An 18,283-nucleotide genomic window follows, 5' to 3' on the forward strand; every position below is an offset into this window, starting at 1 on the left:
AAAATGATCATAAAACCTAGAATTCGTGGTTTCATCTGTACTACTACCCATCCTGTTGGCTGTGAAGCGAATATCAAGGAGCAAATTGACTACACTAAAGCACAAGGCCCAATCGCAAACGCGCCGAAACGTGTTTTGGTTGTTGGTTCTTCTAGTGGTTATGGGATGTCTTCTCGTATTACTGCTGCATTTGGTGGTGGTGCATCTACCATCGGTGTGTTCTTTGAAAAAGCGGGTACAGAAAGAAAACCGGGAACAGCTGGTTTTTATAATGCGGCTGCGTTTGATAAATTAGCGCATGAAGAAGGCCTATATGCTAAAAGCCTAAATGGCGATGCATTCTCCAATGAAGCCAAACAGAAAACCGTTGATTTGATTAAGCAAGATCTTGGACAAATTGATTTAGTTGTTTACTCACTCGCATCTCCCGTCCGTAAATTGCCAGAAACTGGAGAGTTAGTACGCTCTAGCCTCAAACCAATAGGTGAGACATATTCATCTACCGCAGTTGATACCAATAAAGATATGATCATTGAAGCCAGCATCGACCCTGCAACCGAGCAAGAAATTGACGATACTGTGACAGTAATGGGCGGTCAAGATTGGGAACTATGGATGAATGCATTAGCTGAAGCGGATGTGTTAGCAGAGGGATGTAAAACTGTTGCCTATAGTTATATTGGTACTGAGTTAACCTGGCCTATTTACTGGGATGGTGCCTTAGGCAAAGCGAAAATGGATTTAGACCGTGCAGCTCTAGCGCTTAATGAGAAGTTATACGCCTACAATGGTAGTGCTAACGTGGCAGTGCTTAAATCTGTTGTTACGCAAGCAAGCTCTGCGATACCCGTAATGCCACTTTATATCGCGATGGTGTTTAAGAAAATGCGAGAAGAAGGTGTGCATGAAGGATGTATTGAGCAAATTCAACGTATGTTCAGCCAACGTTTATACAAACAAGATGGTTCTAGTCCAGAAGTTGATGAGTGTAACCGCCTACGTCTTGACGACTGGGAACTACGTGATGACATTCAACAATACTGCCGTGATTTATGGCCTCAAATCACAACTGATAACCTAAAAGACCTGACAGATTATGTTGAATATAAAGAAGAATTTCTGAAGTTGTTTGGTTTTGGTGTCGATGGTGTCGATTATGAAGCGGATGTAAGTACAGAAGTTGCTTTTGACGTGATTGATATCTAATCGAATCTTTAAATTAAAAAAACGCTCTATTGAGCGTTTTTTTATATCTTTTTCAAAACCATTTAATTAAATAACTAACTTAAAATAATGAGCAAGGTTCCGGCTAAGGTCATCAAGATATTCGCTATAGCGTAAGTGCCTGCATAACCTAGTGCAGGAATCGTTGATCGGGCGTACCCATTCACAATATCCATTGCTGGGGCGCAAGTTCTGGCACCAATAATTGCACCAAATAATAAAGCTCTATTCATTTTAAATACGTAAGCGCCCACAAGATAAGCAAATACAACAGGGACGACACTTACGATTAAACTGATAAAAACAATTTGTAACCCAACTTGATTCATAAAGGTAAACAAATTACCGCCAGCACTAAGTCCGATTCCAGCCATAAAAAACATTAAGCCAAGGTCTTTTACCATATTTAAAGCACCTTGAGGAACATAACCAAAAGTTGGGTGGTTTGCTCTTAAAAAGCCTAGCGTAATTCCAGAAATCAGAAGGCCAACAGCATTACCTAATCCAAAAGTCACTTGACCAAATGTCATGGTGATTAATCCAAATAAAATGCCTAGAATAAAAAAACTACAAAAAGCGAGTAGATCAGCCATTTGACTATGTATAGAGATAAAACCAATACGTTCGGCTAAACCTAATACACGACTTTTCTCACCACTAACTTGCAGAATATCACCTTTAGCGAGCATGATATTAAGGTCCATTGGCATTTCTATTTGTGCTCGAACAACTCGATTTAAAAAGCAGCCATACTCCGATAAATTGAGTTCGGATAGTTTTTTACCCGCAATGCTATCGCTTTTAACCACGATTTCTTCTTCCACAATACGTAGATCAAGTAAGTTTCGGTCAAATACTTCTTTACCATTTCTAAAACTTGGTTCAAGCCTTGCGTGACTATCAGGAAAGCCGACTAAGGCTATTTCATCTCCATCCTGAAGTATCGCATCACCATCAGGGTGGGCGAGTATGCCATTGCGTCGAATTCGTTCAATGTAACAGCCTGTTTGCCGATAAATACCTAGTTCACGAAGATTTTTACCGTCAATCCAGTTGGTTAACTCTTGTCCTACTCGGTATGCTCGAATAATAGGCAGGTAAACTTTTTTTTGTGCCGCATTACCAATGCCCCTTTCTTGTGCTATTTGTTCGGCACTGTCATGTAAATCTTGTTTTTGTAGCTTTGGTAATAATTTTGCAAACAGAATCATACTTATTAAACCAACCAGATAGGCCAAGGCGTAGCCAACGGATAGGTTTTTCATTACTAAATCCATATCCATATTTCTTGGTAGGGTTGCTAACCCAGAGTTTAATGCGTCTTGAGCGCCAACTAAAACTGGCGTAGCAGTTAATGCCCCTGCCATGAGTCCAGCCGATAAACCAAATTCTATGTCAAGCGCGTGACTAAAAAAATACGTCAGTGATACGGCTGAAACCAGTACAATCAGACTCAATAAAAAATAGTGTTTGCCGTCTCTAAAAAAGATACTAAAAAAGTTTGGACCTGCTTCTATACCTACGCTGTAAATAAAAAGCATAAACCCGATAGTTAATGCTTCATTACCGATTGAAAAACCGATATTACCCATAACTAAAGCGGTAATTAACACGCCGATAGAATTGCCTAATTGAAAACCGCCAAACCGAATTTTCCCAATAGCCAGACCCATCGCCAATACAACAAAGACGAGTAATATTTGATTTTGTTCGAGGATTAAAGCAACGTCAATATTCACAGTGTTAACTCAAGGTTTAAGGTGTCGTGGACAGGATGATAGTGTAATTGTATACCAATATAATTAAAAAATAAGGTGGGATAATGTTTTTTATTGATATTAGTAATCTATTGTAAAAATGAAAGTTTTCTGGCTGTAATAAAGTTTGTAGGTGGTAATAAAATTAATTGGTTGTCTTGTACATACAAAAAAGGCCCACTATATGCGGACCTTAAAATTATATAAATTCAAATTTAGTTACTAATAAACGAGTCTGTTAGATTAGTAATCTAAATTCTCTCTCGCATATGCTTCAAATTCAGTACAACCACCAACATGATCTTGATCTACGAATATTTGTGGCACAGTTTCTACTGGTTTACCGACAGTTTTTTCTAGATCAGCTTTGCTAATACCTTCTGCATGGATGTCTACATAACGATAATTGAAGTCTTCACGACTTTCTTTTAAAGATTCTGCAATATCTTTAGCACGAACACAAAAAGGGCATCCAGGACGACCGAAAATCACAACAAACATAAATTAACTCCTCATTCTATTATGCTGTCACTATGCACTAATACAATCAGAAAATAAAGATGGATTAACCTTTGACTACAATAGGCTAAGGCTATCAACGATAGTCTCATTCTTATTTATTTTCGAAGGAGGTCAATGTAACGATGTAAGATGAAGTTAAAATTGTGAGCAAATACAAAATTTTGAAAAGGTAGCGAAAAGAGTGTCAGTGAGTTGTATTAAATCAATTTTTTAGATCGAAAACTCTAGCAACCTAACTGCACTTAATGTTTAGGGAGTTGACATGTTCCAGTTTATGACATCTGCAAAGATTGTATTTGGTGAAGGCGCGCTTAATGCATCATTGTCTATTTTCAATCAATATGGCTACAGTGTGTTGTTGGTTACTGGAAAAAGTAAACAACGTGCAGAGAGTGTGATTAACTATTTCAATAGTCAAAATATGCGATATCAGCATGTTTCTATATCAGGCGAACCCAATATCACAATGGTAGAAGAGATCTCTATGGTCGGACGAAAATTCAGACCAGATATGGTAGTTGCAATTGGTGGTGGCAGTGCGATTGATATGGGGAAAGCACTGTCAGCTGTTATCCCTAATCAAGGCAGTGTCTATGATTACGTAGAAGTAGTGGGTCGAAATGTGCCACTTAAAACTAAGCCTCTTCCCTTCATTGCCATTCCTACTACTGCGAGCACTGGATCAGAAGTGTCCAATAAAGCAGTATTAAGATCGGGCCAAGATAAAGTTAAAGTGAGCCTTCGTTCTCCAGATATACTGCCTGATGTTGCGATTATTGATCCAGTATTGACTTACGATACAGATAAAACAATTTTAAGCAGAGGGGCGCTTGAAACCTTTACACATCTCATGGAATCTTATGTATGCGGGTCGCCTAATCCGCTAACAGATATGGTGTGTGAAGAGGGGTTAAGAAGACTAGCGTTAGCTATTGTTCCTGGGTGTAAAAATAATGATTATAAATCACTATCTGACCTATCTTTTGCTGCTTGTTTGGGTGGGATGGCCATTAGCAATGCCAAATTAGGTGCCGCACATGGCCTTGCTTCTTCACTTGGTGGGAAAATAGAGGCGCCTCACAGCATCATTGCCGCTAGGTTAGCTCCTTTTGTCATGAAAGAAAATATTAAAGCGGCAGAAGCGCAAGGTCGTAATGATATTTTGCTCCGCTACAGAGAAATTGCGAAAATACTAACACAAAATAATCAGGCGGATTATCTTGATAGCGTTGTTTGGGTAGAGGGCATGCTAGAGCATTTGCAGTTGCCAAATTTGAATGACTTTGGTATTTGTAAAACTTCATTTAGCCAAGTGGCTCAAGATGCGTTGCAATCGGTATCGATTAAAGGTAATCCAATACCGCTTAATCAAGACCGGCTAGTTTTCATATTAAAGCAAGTTTGTTCTTGCGAAGAAAATTCAAATGATGAAAATTTACCTTTAAGTACGATTTGCCTCTAAATACTATTTGTCTCTAAATACTATTTGCTTCTAAAGACAATCAGCTTCTAAATATAAGAGCAATAGAGCAAGTTAACGATAATCAATGCGGAGAAACGTAATATAGAGCAAACTGCCAAGTCGGAAGATACCAATCGGCTTGGCTTAGTCGTTGCGCATACTTTGTTTCAGAAATACCCAGAGATATGAGATTAAAATTGAGTAATTTTATCGTAGCGAGAATCTTTTAACGCGTCTTTAACGCGTCTCAAGTTGTTTCTAAATCCAGAGCCACGACGCAATGTAAATCCAGTCGCTAATACATCAATAACAGTCATTTGCACCACACGACTGGCCATCGGCATATAAACATCAGTATCTTCTGGTACATCTAAAGTAATCGATAAAGACGCGGCTTTATCGAGCGGTGAATCTTTGGCAGTGATTGCAATAACGGTTGCACCATTTTCTCTGCCTAATTTAGCCACTTCAACCATACTCTTGGTTCGGCCAGTGTGTGACACTAACACAATGACATCGTTATCCGTGCAGTTAATGCAACTCATTCTTTGCATAACGATATCTTCAAAACAAGCGATCGGAATATTAAATCGGATGAATTTATTTTGAGCATCTTTAGCGACGGCAGAAGATGCCCCGAGGCCAAAGAATGAAATACGTTTTGCTTGAGTAAGCAGATCGACCGCTCGATTTATTTGAATTGGGTCTAAACTGTTTTTTGCAACATCAAGACAAGCCATTGTCGATTCAAATATTTTATGTGTATACGCATCAGGACCATCATCTTCTTCTACGTTCCTATTAACATACGGCGTACCGTTAGCTAAGCTCTGCGCAAGATGAAGTTTAAAATCAGGAAAGCCTTTGGTATCTAACCTTCTACAAAACCGGTTTACAGTAGGCTCACTTACATCGGCCATTTTGGCAAGCGTGGCAATACTTGAATGAATAGCGGTTTGTGGTGATGCCATAATAACTTCGGCTACTTTTCGTTCAGATTTACTGAAACTTTCAAGGCTTTTTTGGATTTTTTCCAGTGTATTCATAATATTATCTAGTCGTTTGCTGCAAATAAGCGTTTGGCTTTAAGCCAATCTAATGTAAAAAAGTGTAATCTAAAAATAAAACTCAGTTCATCAAAATCGACGAACTAAAAAGAATGATAAGCTGTTATAAAATAAACAGCATTAATACAACTCACTCTAACATGAGTATAAACCCAACCGTCAGTGTGTCTGAAACAAAACAGAACTATATCGTCTATTAATTGGCTATTCTATGACAAACTTCAAACAAAATTTCAGTTTGGAAGGTTAAACCTCAATATATGTACAAAATATAATCGCTAGGGTGTCTTTATTGACGACTGAATTACAAGATTTAGAAAAAAAATTACATTTATCGATTCATATACTGTTTGAATAATAACATTAAGCCAGGATGTGTTGAGATAGTTTGGTTATTTCGTTCAGTAACGAGCCACTGCCAGTGGCTATCTGTCGTTGTTCGTCTAAAACCGATTGTAATATTTGCTCGGTGGTTAACGGGTTGGCTAATACTACTCTAAATACAATCGTATCCATTTTGCCCCAACGATGAGGGTTGAGCTTGGTTCGTGAAACAAAGGTTTTGCCTTCTTCGCGTTGGCGCTTTTGAATATATTGAGTTAAGTCGTTGAGCAGTTTGTGCAGATGTTTGATTTGCTTAGTATCCGCCACGCTTAAGGCTCTAATCGCTAACGGTGGAATATAGCGGTAAGTTAATAAGCACAGTTCGGGTTCAGAAATTAACTCAAAATCGTCTTGTTGGCCAATAAGATTGGCAAAATACTTGGCTTTATTTATACCTTGATCAATAAGAAGTTCGTAACCTGGGCGGCTGATAATGTGCATGCTGGAATAAACTAACATTGCCATCCCAGAACGAGACCCTTCTAATGTATGGCTGCCAAGATCTTTCGAGCCTTTACGTAAAATATATTCAGCATGGTGTTCTATTGCAGACATGGCATCAGGGTTTTTAAATAACACCATTCCTGCACCCATTGGAATATAAAGCTGTTTATGCGCATCTATAGTGACTGAGTCGGCAAGTTCAATACCATCTAAAAGGTGACGATTGTTATTAGACATTAACGTTGCACCACCCCAAGCTGCGTCAACATGAAAATGGCAGTGTTCACGTTGACTGATTTCAGCCAGTTTTTTGAGAGGGTCGATATTGCCCGTTTCCGTTGTGCCTGCTACACCAACAATGGCGAAAGGTTTGATGTTTTGCTGCTTTAATTCGCCGATTTTTTTCTCAAGATCAGCGATACAGATGCGGCTGTTATTATCCGTTTTAATCGAGACTAAACTGTCCTGACCTATACCGAGAATGTTAATGGCTTTCTTTAATGAATAATGCCCTTTATCTGAAACTAATATGGCTAATCCGTCATAACCGTAGTGTTTCATTGCACGGTATAAGCCTTGGTTTTCTACTCCGGTAAAATCACGGTCTGCTTTTAACGCATTATTTCTCGCTACCCACAGTGCGGTAATATTAGCAATAGTACCGCCAGAGCAGAATGCGCCTAACGAGTGCTTCGCGCTGTGCATCCATTTTTGGTAGAACGAGTCGTGCTGCTGATAAATTAAACCATGTAACATGCCTAGAACTTGTCTTTCTAACGGTGTGAATGCTTTTGATGTTTCAATTTTGACCAGGTTTTGGTTTAGCGCAATCATGATTTTAGATAGCGGCATAAGAAAATATGGTAGGGCGGACGTCATGTGGCCGATAAAGCTAGGTGCTGAGGTGTGAACCGAATGAGAAACAACCGTGTTGAGTAAGTGCTGCGTATGATCTGAAACAAAAGTAGGAGTTTCAGGAATAGAACATTGTGAAAATTCTTTTTCAATCTCATTCAGAGGTTTTTCTTCAGCAACAATATGTTCTCCGAGAAATGCATTTAAATTCTCAGAGAGTTTTTTTTCGATCAAGGAAAGTGCCGAAGTAGGAGCTTCTGGGACAGTAAAAATTTTGAGTAAGCGTTCAAAGCTTACGTCTGCTATTTTATTTTCAGATATCATACAAACGAGGTAGACAAATACTAGTGGCTATTTTAAGGCGATTAATCTAAACGAAAACGGGAACAATGTCCCGCTCTAATTATGAAAATTCAATTATCATGCATATAACAAAAAAATTCAGAATTACATACAGTTAATGTTTTCTGTTTTTGCAATTGCGTTATTGTACTTACTCAGAACAGAGTCGATTTTGTTAGGGTGACTTAATAAATCTGCAAACGCAGAACGAAGTTGGTAATTTTTTTCGTGTGGTTTTGATTGCCTATCGTTAAAGCTAACCGATGCTAATTTACCAAGTTCATCAGTACGACTTGCCAACGCTTTCACATCAACTTGTTCAAGCTTCAACCAAGCTTCTATCGGTTGCTCGGTTGCCACTTTACTGGTGTTTTCTTCTAGAAAGACATGCACCGCAGCACGATTGAGTTCAAAGTGATTTTTTCTACCATTATAGAACCAGGCCCCAACTTCTTCTAAATCTGGATATTGTTCAGTGGTCAATGTAATTAAATCTTGGTACCAAGTCAGAGATGCATCAATATACGAGTCATACTTGCCTGTAAGACACTGGGTATCTGCGGCTTGGGACAGTGTAGAGGCGCTGCATAATAGAGCGGCAAAGAGAAAGCGTTTCATTTACGTTCCTTGGTCAAAATTTAGGATGAATAAGTCATTATTGCGATTTGCAACAACTAAGATTTGAGGTAATCAAGTTTACACTAATGTAGCAAAAAGTAACATCTCATCAACAGTTTCGATGAGATGTCGCTAACATTTTCAATTTTTGGCACATGATACCTATTTTGATAATTATGTACTTAGTGATACGAAAAACAGCATAAATACAGGCACAAATAAGCTTAAAATAAAACCACTAACGATAGCAACAGGCACACATTTTACGCCACCTGATGTTTGAATTATAGGTAGCGTAAAATCCATAGCAGTTGCTCCAGCATAGCCGATGGCACTGCATGGCCGACTTTGTATTAGCATAGGTATCATAACTAAAGCGAACAACTCTCTTAATAATTCTATCATAAATGAGGCACCACCAAATATTGGACCAAATGCATCGCCCATTAGAATACCGGAAAGAGAATACCAACCAAACCCTGACGACATAGCCAGCCCCTGCGCTATAGGGATTTCAAGCCATAGTGCTGATAATATGCCACCAATCCAAGAGGTGATAATAATCACCAGGGCAATAATCATTCCGTGTTTATTGAGTAATATTTGCTTGAGGCTCAGTCCACTATTACGTAATTGGATACCAATTAAAAACAATAGTAGAAATAAAATCCATTCACTGGCGGTATCAACCCAACTAAGATCAAAGTTGAGAATTAAACCGATCATTAACCCTGCACCTACAACGACAATGAGCTTAACGGATTCAAGAGCCATTGATGACAATGGAATTTTCTGTTTAGATTGCTCGGTTTTTAATGGAAATAGTTTATCGACTAACGGTAAAGCAAGCAGATTGCATAAGCCGAGTAAGACAAAAAATGTGGCAGTATATTTTAGAATAGTTTGGAGATTACTGCTTAAGTTATCCAGTGCGGCTAAACTCAATCCCATTAGAAATAAAATGACGTAAATAAGCTGAGCAGTATAGGCATTGATATGATTGAGTAATTTTTTGTCGGAGATAGCGAAAAAATACCCCACGATAAGTGGTGCAAAGATAAAAATCATACCTGAAAACATGGTTTAACCTGTAATATTTGAGCTTATAGCCCGGTGGAATTCATGACATCTGCAAGACGTTTGTTAAACTCGCTCGTCGTTAGGTTGCTTAATTCGTACATTGCATTGGCACCTGCAACATTGATTTCTACATAATGTTCATCAATCGCCTGATCTTGTTTCCGATACATCAGCAGATGATGAGCAATTCGTGCTATATCTAAATAATTGATTTTTTGTCTAGGTTGATAACGCTCTTCATTGGTTGCCACTTCAATATAATCTTCATCAAACATCCAATGTTTAAGAACAAGTTCGCTAATAATAGGGCAGCGGGATTCGAATATACGTATCGCTAATTGTTCCTTTAAATAGTTACCGCGTTCCAAATAAAAGTGGTATTCATTAACTAAACAAAACAAACCGATATCGGCAAGTAGTCCAACTAGTAGAGCTTTTTCTATTTCTAGATTACCGTATTCACTAGGAGAATAAGCCTGTATTGATTGTGTGATTAATAACATAGTTGCTGCTAACTCTCGTGAACGAGCGGCGCTATTTAGTAATATTTTACGGCATTCTTTGGATAAGTGGGTGCAGTTTTTTAATTGTTCAATTGACTGTGCGGTAACGATATCTCTTACTCGATAAATACCCAACCTAGAAATTGCGGTTTGAATATCGTTACAAGTAATATTACGACGATTGAATATAACCGAATTTGCAACCCTAATAACAACGGCAGTTAAACCGGGATCTTCAATTAAACATTCTGCTACATCCGAAACACAAGAGTCTTCTAATGTGCTGAGCTTCTGAATTTTTAAGACAACCTCAGGTATTGGAGGTAGGGTTATTTTTCCGCTGTTAATTGATTGTTCAACCAATTGGGCGAATTCAGATTCCAGACCTTCAAAAAGGGCTTTCTCATCTTCTGGAAGCCAAAAAAAAGATAAATGATTCATGTGGTTTTTCCTATTTTCTTGTTTGTAATATTACATGGGCGTGACTATCTGTACCACTATCAAATCTGATTAATTTTATTGTTTTAGCATCAATCTCGCAATTTGAGGTTTTACAAGGGCAAGTGAAAAATAAACTTTTACAACGATGAGAAAAATCGAACATTTTTTGTTCAATTGTTGTGAGGTGAGCCGTAAATAAAAAGTTAATGTGCTTATAATCCTATTTAATATGCAACCAAATAGACTTTAAGCAGTAATATCGAAATTGGTTTAATAATGACCAATAATACACAATTGTAGCATTAGCAGCATCGATGTTTACAACATGACAGCGTGAAAGCGCATAGGGACGTAGAATGGATAATTTATGTTTTTATGAGTACGCAAAAAAATTTGGAGCTTATGAAAAGCACTCTATGTTTGGAGGTGTTGGCTTGTTTTCTGACAATGCCATGTATTTATTAATAACAGATACACATTTCTATTTAAGAGGCGGAGGTATATTAGACAGTGAATTGGTAGCGCTCGGTTGCAGCCGATATCGTCATATTAAAAAGCAAGGAATAGTAACGGTAAACTATTATGATATTACAGAGCTATACTATCAAGGCTATGCTGGACTCTCTACTCTTATTCGTCGCTCAATATGTATTTCAATAGAATATCGAGAGTATTATCGTTTGAATCGAAAAAAGAGACTTCGAGATCTGCCCAATATGCGGTTGACCTTAGAACGAATGGTTATAAAGTCAGGGGTATCAGATGTCGATTTTTTTATTAGCCTTGGTGCGGTCGGGGTTTACCAAAAAGTTAAACAGCAATATGGTAAGAAGGTTGATTATCGATTGCTATGGAAGTTTGCAGGAGCGATAAATGGTGTCCATTGGATGTTAATTGATGCCAAAACTAAAAAAGAACTAAAGCGCACGTACGATTCGCTCTAGTTGTATTACCGTTACAAGTCAGGCCTAGCTTATGCTAGGCCTTTTTATTTTTGTAAAAAATAAAAAGGCAATGTTTTCTGGAAGTGGATCTTAATTTGCCTATATGATTGCTCAGAACATAGGTTGTGTTATAACAGGAAGGTTAGGAGTGTTAAAATCAAGGATAAGGAGAGTGGTAAGTAGTGTTTGATTATTTTTTACGCCGAATGATGTTAGTAGTTCCAACGTTTATTGGGATCACTATTTTAATCTTTGCCATCACTCGCCTCGTTCCCGGAGGCCCTGTTGAGCGAATTCTTTCTAGCATGCAGTTTAATAGTAGCGAGATTTCTGCCGTCACGAGTGATATTGGTGCAAGCTCTGCTTTATCAGACGACCAAATAGCCCAACTCAACGCTTTCTATGGCCTAGACAAACCCGTTGCTGAAGCGTACTGGCAATGGTTAACTAAAATAGTGACGCTCGATTTTGGTGAATCGACACGATATTATGAACCAGTGACCGATATGATAGCCGAACGCCTTCCGGTTTCGTTATTTTACGGTGGAATGACTTTCTTTATCGCCTACTTTATTTCAATTCCTTTAGGTTACTACAAAGCGCTTAAACATGGCTCCGTGTTTGATTCTTTGTCCTCGATAGCGATTTTTATTGGTTATGCGTTGCCTGGTTATATTGTTGGTGTGCTACTGATTACTTGGTTTGCTTATAATCTAGAATGGTTCCCAATGGGCGGTTTTGTAGGCGATGATTTTGATGATTTGGAAAGTTTTTCCGAACAAGTTAAAGACATTTTGTGGCATGCTATTTTGCCACTGATTTGCTATTTGATTGGTGATTTCGCTACATTAACTATGACCATGAAGAATAATTTGATGGAAAATTTATCGGCTGACTATATCCGAACTGCAATCGCGAAAGGCCTGCCATTTAATCAAGCGGTTCGTAAACATGCGTTAAGAAATAGCCTGATCCCTATCGCTAGTCATTTTGGTAATTCGTTATTATTTTTTATGACTGGCTCTTTTTTAATTGAAGTTATTTTTGATATTGATGGTATTGGTTTGTTAGGGTACGAATCTATCGTAGAAAGAGATTATCCGGTTGTAATGGGTATTGTTGCGATCAACGCAGTGATGCTATTAATTGGCAATATTTTGTCAGACATCTGTGTCGCTTTGGTCGATCCACGAGTTAAGTTTGGGGAATAATATGGCTTTTAAATTCGATCCCTTAACGCAAAAGAAAATTCGACGTTTCAAAGAGATCAAACGTGGCTATTGGTCACTAATTATTCTTACCACATTACTGCTGTTGTCTCTCGTCGCCGAATTATTAGTCAATAGTAAAGCTTTGGTGGTTCGTTACCAAGGTGAATATAGTTTCCCAATCTTAACCGATGTGAGATTAGGAACCGAGTTTGGTTTAGAGTACTTATCTGAAACTAACTATAGAGAATTAAAACAACAATTTATTGAGGAAGATAAAGGTAATTTTGTGCTTATGCCAATCATACCTTGGAACCCGTATGAACAAGATTTTTCTACTGATTATCCTCCAACACCACCAAGCGTGGCTAATGAGCACTATTTAGGAACCGATATTATAGGCCGAGATATTTTAGCCAGATTAATTTATGGTTTCAGAATTGCTATGGGGTTTGCGCTGATTACCATGGTGATCTCTTATGCAATAGGAACAACAATTGGTTGTGCGATGGGCTTTTGGGGCGGCAAGTTTGATCTTATTTTCCAAAGAGTGATTGAAGTATGGTCCATGGTACCGTTCTTGTACGTGATTATGATTTTAGTCTCTATTATTCAACCAACTTTTACATTGTTTGTGTTTATAAATGTGTTGTTTGGTTGGATGGGAATGACATGGTATATGAGAACCATGACTTATAAAGAGTCAGCGAGAGAATATGTTTTAGCAGCAAAAGCGTTAGGCGCATCAACGTCTCGTATTATTTTTAAACATATTTTGCCTAATACAATGGTTATGATAGTGACACTTGCGCCATTTACCATTGCGGGAAATATAACTGCACTGACTGCATTAGATTATTTAGGGCTTGGTTTAATGCCTCCAACCCCCTCCTGGGGAGAGTTACTACAGCAAGGGAAATCTAATTTAGACTCGCCATGGATTGTTATGTCAGTGGTTACCTCTATCGTTTCAGTTTTGGTGATGGTAACGTTTATTGGAGAGGCTGTTAGAGCGGCATTTGATCCGAAAAAATTCACCCGCTACATCTAATAATTTTTGTACATAAGGATATGGAAATGAAAAAAATTCTATCAGTTATTCTACTTTCCAGTTTTTCAGTTTCTGTTTGGGCCGATCAAGTTCTGCCAGCTGGTTTGACTTGGGAAACCAATGTGGATGAACCTCTTTTTGCTTCTGATAAAGCCCAATTTGGTGGCACATTTCGAACTTCTATTAGCAGTTTTCCACAAACCTTTAGAACCGTAGGACCTGATGCAAATGGCTCGTTTAGATCTTGGTTACTCGATGCGCATCCTGCACTAGTCAACAAGCATCCTAATACAGATGAGTGGATACCAGATCTTGCTAATGAATGGGCGTTTAGTGATGATAATCGTACCGTTTATTTTCGATTAAACCCGCAGGCCAAATGGTCTGACGGCCAACCAGTGACAGCAGATGATTTTACGTTTATTTTAACGTTAATGCGCTCAAAAGATATCGTAGCTCCCTGGTACAACACTTATTATTCAACAGTCTTGCAAGACGTAACTAAGTACGATGACCACACCATATCGATTACCTTATCTGAGGCGAAAGATAAAAAAGATTTGTTAGAAAGTACTAATCTTGCGCCAAGACCAAAACATTTTTATAAACCTGATGTGGATAAAAATGGCGATGGAATTGATGACAATTTTGTACGCAAATATAACTTTAAAGCTGAGCCGACAACATGGGCTTACGCGATAGATAAAGTCAAAAAAGGCCGCTCTATTACCTTTAAACATGTAGGGCAAGATTGGTGGGGCTATAGTAATCCGTATTATAAGAATCGTTATAATGTTGACACTATTCGTATTCAAGTGATTCGTGACGATGATATTACCAGAAAACATTTTGAAAAAGGCGATTTGGATTCATATCCTTTAGTGCGACCTAATTTGTGGCACGAAAAGTCTAATGGAAAAATGTATCAAAATGGCTACGTACATAAGTTTTGGGGATTTAACCAAGTGCCACAAGGTGCTGGTGGCATGTGGCTTAACACTGCCAAACCTAAGTTAAATGATATTAATGTTCGTAAAGGGCTTGCTCATGCGACAGATTTTGATGGCATGATTGAAAAAGTGTTGAGAGGTGACTATTCTCGTCAACCAAATGGTATGGGAGTAGGGCAAGATAAATTTACCAACGAATCTATTACCGCGCCTAAGTTTGATCCAGCATTAGCGGCTGAATTTTTTGACAAGGCGGGCTTTAGCACAATAGGTAGCGATGGAATTAGAGCGAATGAGAAAGGTGAACGACTATCCTTCGCCATTACTTATTCGGCAAGATTCCACACACCAAGATTGGCATATTTAAAAGAACAAGCAAAATTGGCAGGCGTTGAGTTCACTTTAAATCTTATTGATGGCTCTTCTGCATTTAAATATGTCAGTGAGAAAAAGCATGAGATTTCATTTCATACGATGGGGTCCGGTTCTCAACCACAATATTGGGAGTATCTCCATTCAGATAATGCCAATAAACCTCAAACCAATAATTTTACCAATTACAGTACGCCAAGTTTAGATAAATTGGTTATGCAGTTTCGTAGCGAATTTAGTCGTGAGAAACGCGAAGCATTATCGCGTGAAATACAACAAGTCGTTGACGATGCGGGTATTATTATTCCTGGCTATATGGTGCCATACACGCGTGTTGCCTATTGGCGCTGGATGAAGTTTCCTGACCAACCGATGACAAAAAAGACGTCCAGTTTATTTAGTACTGGTGCCCCGATGGATTTAGGGACGTATTGGATAGATAGCCAAGTTAAAAAAGAAACCAAGCAAGCTATTAAAGAAGGTATTTCATTTAAACCAGTGACATTAATTGATGACACCTACAAATTTTGATAGCGATTTACTCATTAAGGGCTTAATTTGACGACTCAAGCAGATGTAATTTTACAAGTGCGTGACTTGGAAACGGAATTTTTGACCGATGATGGCGAGGTCAAGGTGCTGCATGGTGTGAATTTCGATGTTAAAAAAGGTAAGACACTTGGTCTTGTGGGTGAATCCGGTTGTGGAAAAAGTGTCACCTCCATGTCGATTCTCGGCTTGCTTCCCAAGCCATATGGCCGAGTAAGCAAAGGTCAGATTATTTATCGTGGTACCGATTTACTAAAACTACCTGCCGATAAAATGTATGAGATGAGAGGGAATAATATATCGATAATATTTCAAGACCCAATGACAGCATTGAACCCTGTGCAAACAATTAAAGTACAGCTGGACGAAGTGTTAGTATTGCATCGTAAAGAATTGAATAAATCTGAACGGCAACAATTGTCACTTGAAATGTTACGTAAAGTACGTATTCCTGATGCAGAAAAAAGATTAAATGAATATCCGCACAACTTATCGGGTGGAATGCGACAAAGAGTGATGATCGCAATGGCCTTGGCATGTAAACCCGATATTCTGATTTGTGACGAACCAACGACTGCATTAGATGTGACCGTACAAGCTTCCATTCTTGATTTAATGGTGGAGTTACAAAATGAAACGGGAATGGCGATGATATTTATTACCCATGATTTAGGCGTTGTTGCGGAAATGTGCGATGAAGTGGCAGTGATGCTTGATGGCAAGATAGTAGAGAACGCCGATGTGTTTGAACTGTTTGATAACCCAACTCACGCATACACAAAAAAGCTGTTGTCGCTTATACCGACAGTAGAACACGGATAACAGAGCACGAATCCTGGCAACAAAACAGCGACATCGATGATAGAACCAATATTGAATATTTGAGTATATGGATGAATAAGCCGAAAAAAAAATCAAGTTCTAATGAGAAAGAAGTACTTCGGGTTGATAATCTGCAGCAGCATTTTACTTCTGGCAGTGGCGTGTTCAGAAGAGGCTACACTGTGAAAGCGGTTGATGGTGTGTCCTTACATGTTGCGCAAGGAGAAACATTAGGTTTAGTTGGAGAATCTGGTTGTGGAAAAAGTACTTTAGGTCGAACTATCCTCAAACTTTATCAGCCAACGGGTGGTAAGATTTTTTTTGAAGGTTCTGAAATAACGGATTATTCGGTTAAGAAAATGCGTCCGTTGCGTAAAGATATGCAGATTATATTTCAAGATCCTCTGGAGTCACTCAATCAACGTCATACCGTTGGTAAGATAATAGAAGAGCCCTTTATCATTCATGGAATTGGTAACAAAGTCGAACGTCACCAATGGGTTAAAGAGTTAATAGCAAAGGTCGGATTAACTCCAGAGTCGATAGAACGTTATCCACATGAATTTTCTGGAGGACAGAGGCAACGGATTGGGATTGCACGCGCCATCGCTTTAAAACCTAAATTACTCATTTGTGATGAATCGGTTTCAGCGCTTGATGTTTCTGTTCAAGCTCAGATTTTAGATTTGTTATTGCAGCTTCAGCAAGAGATGGACTTAGCGATGATTTTTATCTCTCATGATTTGTCGGTTGTTAGGCATATTTCTGACCGGGTAGCAGTAATGTATTTCGGTAAGGTGGTTGAATATGGTCCTGTTAACCAGATTTTTCAACAACCAGAAAATGCTTATACCAAAAAGTTGCTAGCAGCGATTCCTGTTTCTCATCCCAAATATAGAAAACGAAAAACAAATTAACCAACCCTATTATTATATTTAGAGTCTAGTTAAATAAAAACCGAAGCAAAATAGCTTCGGTTTAGAATGGTCATGGTAACTTACTTGATGCTGTAAATCCGTCTTTATTCTCACTCTATCGCTTTAATTGATAGAGTCTAAGTGCATTGATATAGCACCACACTCGATTAATTACAGCTTGAAACGAGTGGTAAACATAAGTTGATCACCGTAAAAGTCATTTATTTTACCTTCAAGACCAATACTAAATAGTTCTGTTGAATGGAAACGAGCAAATATTGAGCCGAATACATCGTCATCATCATAAATATCGATATAGCCTATCTTTCCACCTACTTCAAGTTGTGGTCCGATCCATTGGCGAAGACCAAGGTTGACTTCCATTCCAATGTCACTGTTCGCATCTTTCTCGTCTACAGCACGTAACAACATTTCACCAGTCATATCTGCCCAATTGTTGATAGGCGCGTGAAAGCCAAAACCACCAGAAAAGTTGTAATCACCTTCAAATTCAGAATCGACTTTCAACAATGCGTGTGCGTTCGGGTGAATAGATGCACTATAAGCCGCACCAAATGTGACGGGATCAATACCAATACGTGCTTCTGCATAATCGTAATTAAAGTTGCTCATAATTGCAGGACTGTTTGGATCTGATGCTGCGAACGCTGAGCTAGAAGCAAGTAATAAACCCGCAATAGTAAGTAATTTTTGCATAATTATAGTAAACCTGTGTTCTCTAAGTTAATCGAGATGGAGTAAATAAGCTTG

The 18,283-nt window shown here is 38.5% G+C and carries 16 protein-coding genes; 8 read left to right on the plus strand and 8 right to left on the minus strand.

What is annotated here, in order from left to right; all coding sequences use genetic code 11:
• Nucleotides 1-3 precede the first annotated feature (3 nt).
• Nucleotides 4-1,206, plus strand: coding sequence for an enoyl-ACP reductase FabV (fabV, locus tag ACLKML_RS18090; RefSeq protein WP_413284371.1), 1,203 nt, complete (start codon nt 4-6; stop codon nt 1,204-1,206).
• 74 nt (nt 1,207-1,280) lie between these two features.
• Here the strand turns inward: fabV and ACLKML_RS18095 are convergent, their stop codons facing one another.
• The gene (locus tag ACLKML_RS18095; RefSeq protein ID WP_413284372.1) at nt 1,281-2,963 is read right to left on the minus strand and encodes an aspartate:alanine antiporter; all 1,683 of its coding nucleotides are present in this window, start codon (nt 2,961-2,963) and stop codon (nt 1,281-1,283) included.
• A 261-nt stretch (nt 2,964-3,224) separates the two neighbouring features.
• Nucleotides 3,225-3,482: a GrxA family glutaredoxin gene (locus ACLKML_RS18100; protein WP_317716630.1), complete on the minus strand. Its 258-nt coding sequence runs from the start codon at nt 3,480-3,482 to the stop codon at nt 3,225-3,227.
• Nucleotides 3,483-3,765: 283 nt separating this feature from the next.
• On the opposite strand from ACLKML_RS18100, the gene ACLKML_RS18105 reads away from it, so the two are divergent.
• The gene (locus tag ACLKML_RS18105; protein ID WP_413284373.1) at nt 3,766-4,965 is read left to right on the plus strand and encodes an iron-containing alcohol dehydrogenase; all 1,200 of its coding nucleotides are present in this window, start codon (nt 3,766-3,768) and stop codon (nt 4,963-4,965) included.
• A gap of 191 nt (nt 4,966-5,156) precedes the next feature.
• Here ACLKML_RS18105 and ACLKML_RS18110 read toward each other — a convergent pair whose 3' ends face one another.
• The 5 genes from ACLKML_RS18110 to ACLKML_RS18130 all read right to left on the minus strand — a co-directional run bounded on the left by ACLKML_RS18110 (nt 5,157) and on the right by ACLKML_RS18130 (nt 10,699).
• Entirely contained in the window at nt 5,157-6,011 is an 855-nt protein-coding gene (locus ACLKML_RS18110) for a MurR/RpiR family transcriptional regulator (protein WP_413284374.1), read from the minus strand.
• 384 nt (nt 6,012-6,395) lie between these two features.
• Complete coding sequence (gene panP / locus ACLKML_RS18115) at nt 6,396-8,039, minus strand: pyridoxal-dependent aspartate 1-decarboxylase PanP (RefSeq protein ID WP_413284375.1); 1,644 nt, start codon at nt 8,037-8,039, stop codon at nt 6,396-6,398.
• A gap of 123 nt (nt 8,040-8,162) precedes the next feature.
• A complete protein-coding gene (locus ACLKML_RS18120; RefSeq protein WP_413284376.1) occupies nt 8,163-8,675 on the minus strand; it encodes a hypothetical protein in 513 nt (170 codons plus the stop codon).
• A gap of 174 nt (nt 8,676-8,849) precedes the next feature.
• On the minus strand, nt 8,850-9,755 hold the full coding sequence (locus ACLKML_RS18125; RefSeq protein WP_413284377.1) for a lysine exporter LysO family protein: 906 nt from the start codon (nt 9,753-9,755) through the stop codon (nt 8,850-8,852).
• A 23-nt stretch (nt 9,756-9,778) separates the two neighbouring features.
• Entirely contained in the window at nt 9,779-10,699 is a 921-nt protein-coding gene (locus ACLKML_RS18130) for an HDOD domain-containing protein (RefSeq protein WP_413284378.1), read from the minus strand.
• Nucleotides 10,700-11,055: 356 nt separating this feature from the next.
• On the opposite strand from ACLKML_RS18130, the gene ACLKML_RS18135 reads away from it, so the two are divergent.
• The 6 genes from ACLKML_RS18135 (at nt 11,056) to ACLKML_RS18160 (ending at nt 17,512) form a co-directional block, all read left to right on the plus strand.
• Nucleotides 11,056-11,643 (plus strand): TfoX/Sxy family DNA transformation protein, encoded by a 588-nt coding sequence (locus tag ACLKML_RS18135; protein ID WP_413284379.1) that lies wholly within the window; start codon nt 11,056-11,058, stop codon nt 11,641-11,643.
• Nucleotides 11,644-11,825: 182 nt separating this feature from the next.
• Nucleotides 11,826-12,854 (plus strand): ABC transporter permease subunit, encoded by a 1,029-nt coding sequence (locus ACLKML_RS18140; protein ID WP_413284380.1) that lies wholly within the window; start codon nt 11,826-11,828, stop codon nt 12,852-12,854.
• 1 nt (nt 12,855) lies between these two features.
• The gene (locus ACLKML_RS18145) at nt 12,856-13,902 is read left to right on the plus strand and encodes an ABC transporter permease (protein WP_413284381.1); all 1,047 of its coding nucleotides are present in this window, start codon (nt 12,856-12,858) and stop codon (nt 13,900-13,902) included.
• A gap of 26 nt (nt 13,903-13,928) precedes the next feature.
• Nucleotides 13,929-15,755, plus strand: a complete 1,827-nt coding sequence (locus ACLKML_RS18150) for an extracellular solute-binding protein (protein ID WP_413284382.1) — start codon at nt 13,929-13,931, stop codon at nt 15,753-15,755.
• Nucleotides 15,756-15,782: 27 nt separating this feature from the next.
• Nucleotides 15,783-16,595 carry an ABC transporter ATP-binding protein gene (locus ACLKML_RS18155; RefSeq protein ID WP_413284383.1) on the plus strand — a complete coding sequence of 271 codons (813 nt, stop codon included), beginning with the start codon at nt 15,783-15,785 and terminating at the stop codon, nt 16,593-16,595.
• Between the two features lie 71 nt (nt 16,596-16,666).
• The gene (locus ACLKML_RS18160) at nt 16,667-17,512 is read left to right on the plus strand and encodes an ABC transporter ATP-binding protein (RefSeq protein WP_413284384.1); all 846 of its coding nucleotides are present in this window, start codon (nt 16,667-16,669) and stop codon (nt 17,510-17,512) included.
• 171 nt (nt 17,513-17,683) lie between these two features.
• Here the strand turns inward: ACLKML_RS18160 and ACLKML_RS18165 are convergent, their stop codons facing one another.
• A complete protein-coding gene (locus ACLKML_RS18165) occupies nt 17,684-18,229 on the minus strand; it encodes a hypothetical protein (RefSeq protein WP_413284385.1) in 546 nt (181 codons plus the stop codon).
• Nucleotides 18,230-18,283: the final 54 nt, after the last annotated feature.

Origin of the sequence: Vibrio sp. MA40-2, assembly GCF_047302445.1 — a bacterium.
Taxonomy (GTDB): domain Bacteria; phylum Pseudomonadota; class Gammaproteobacteria; order Enterobacterales; family Vibrionaceae; genus Vibrio.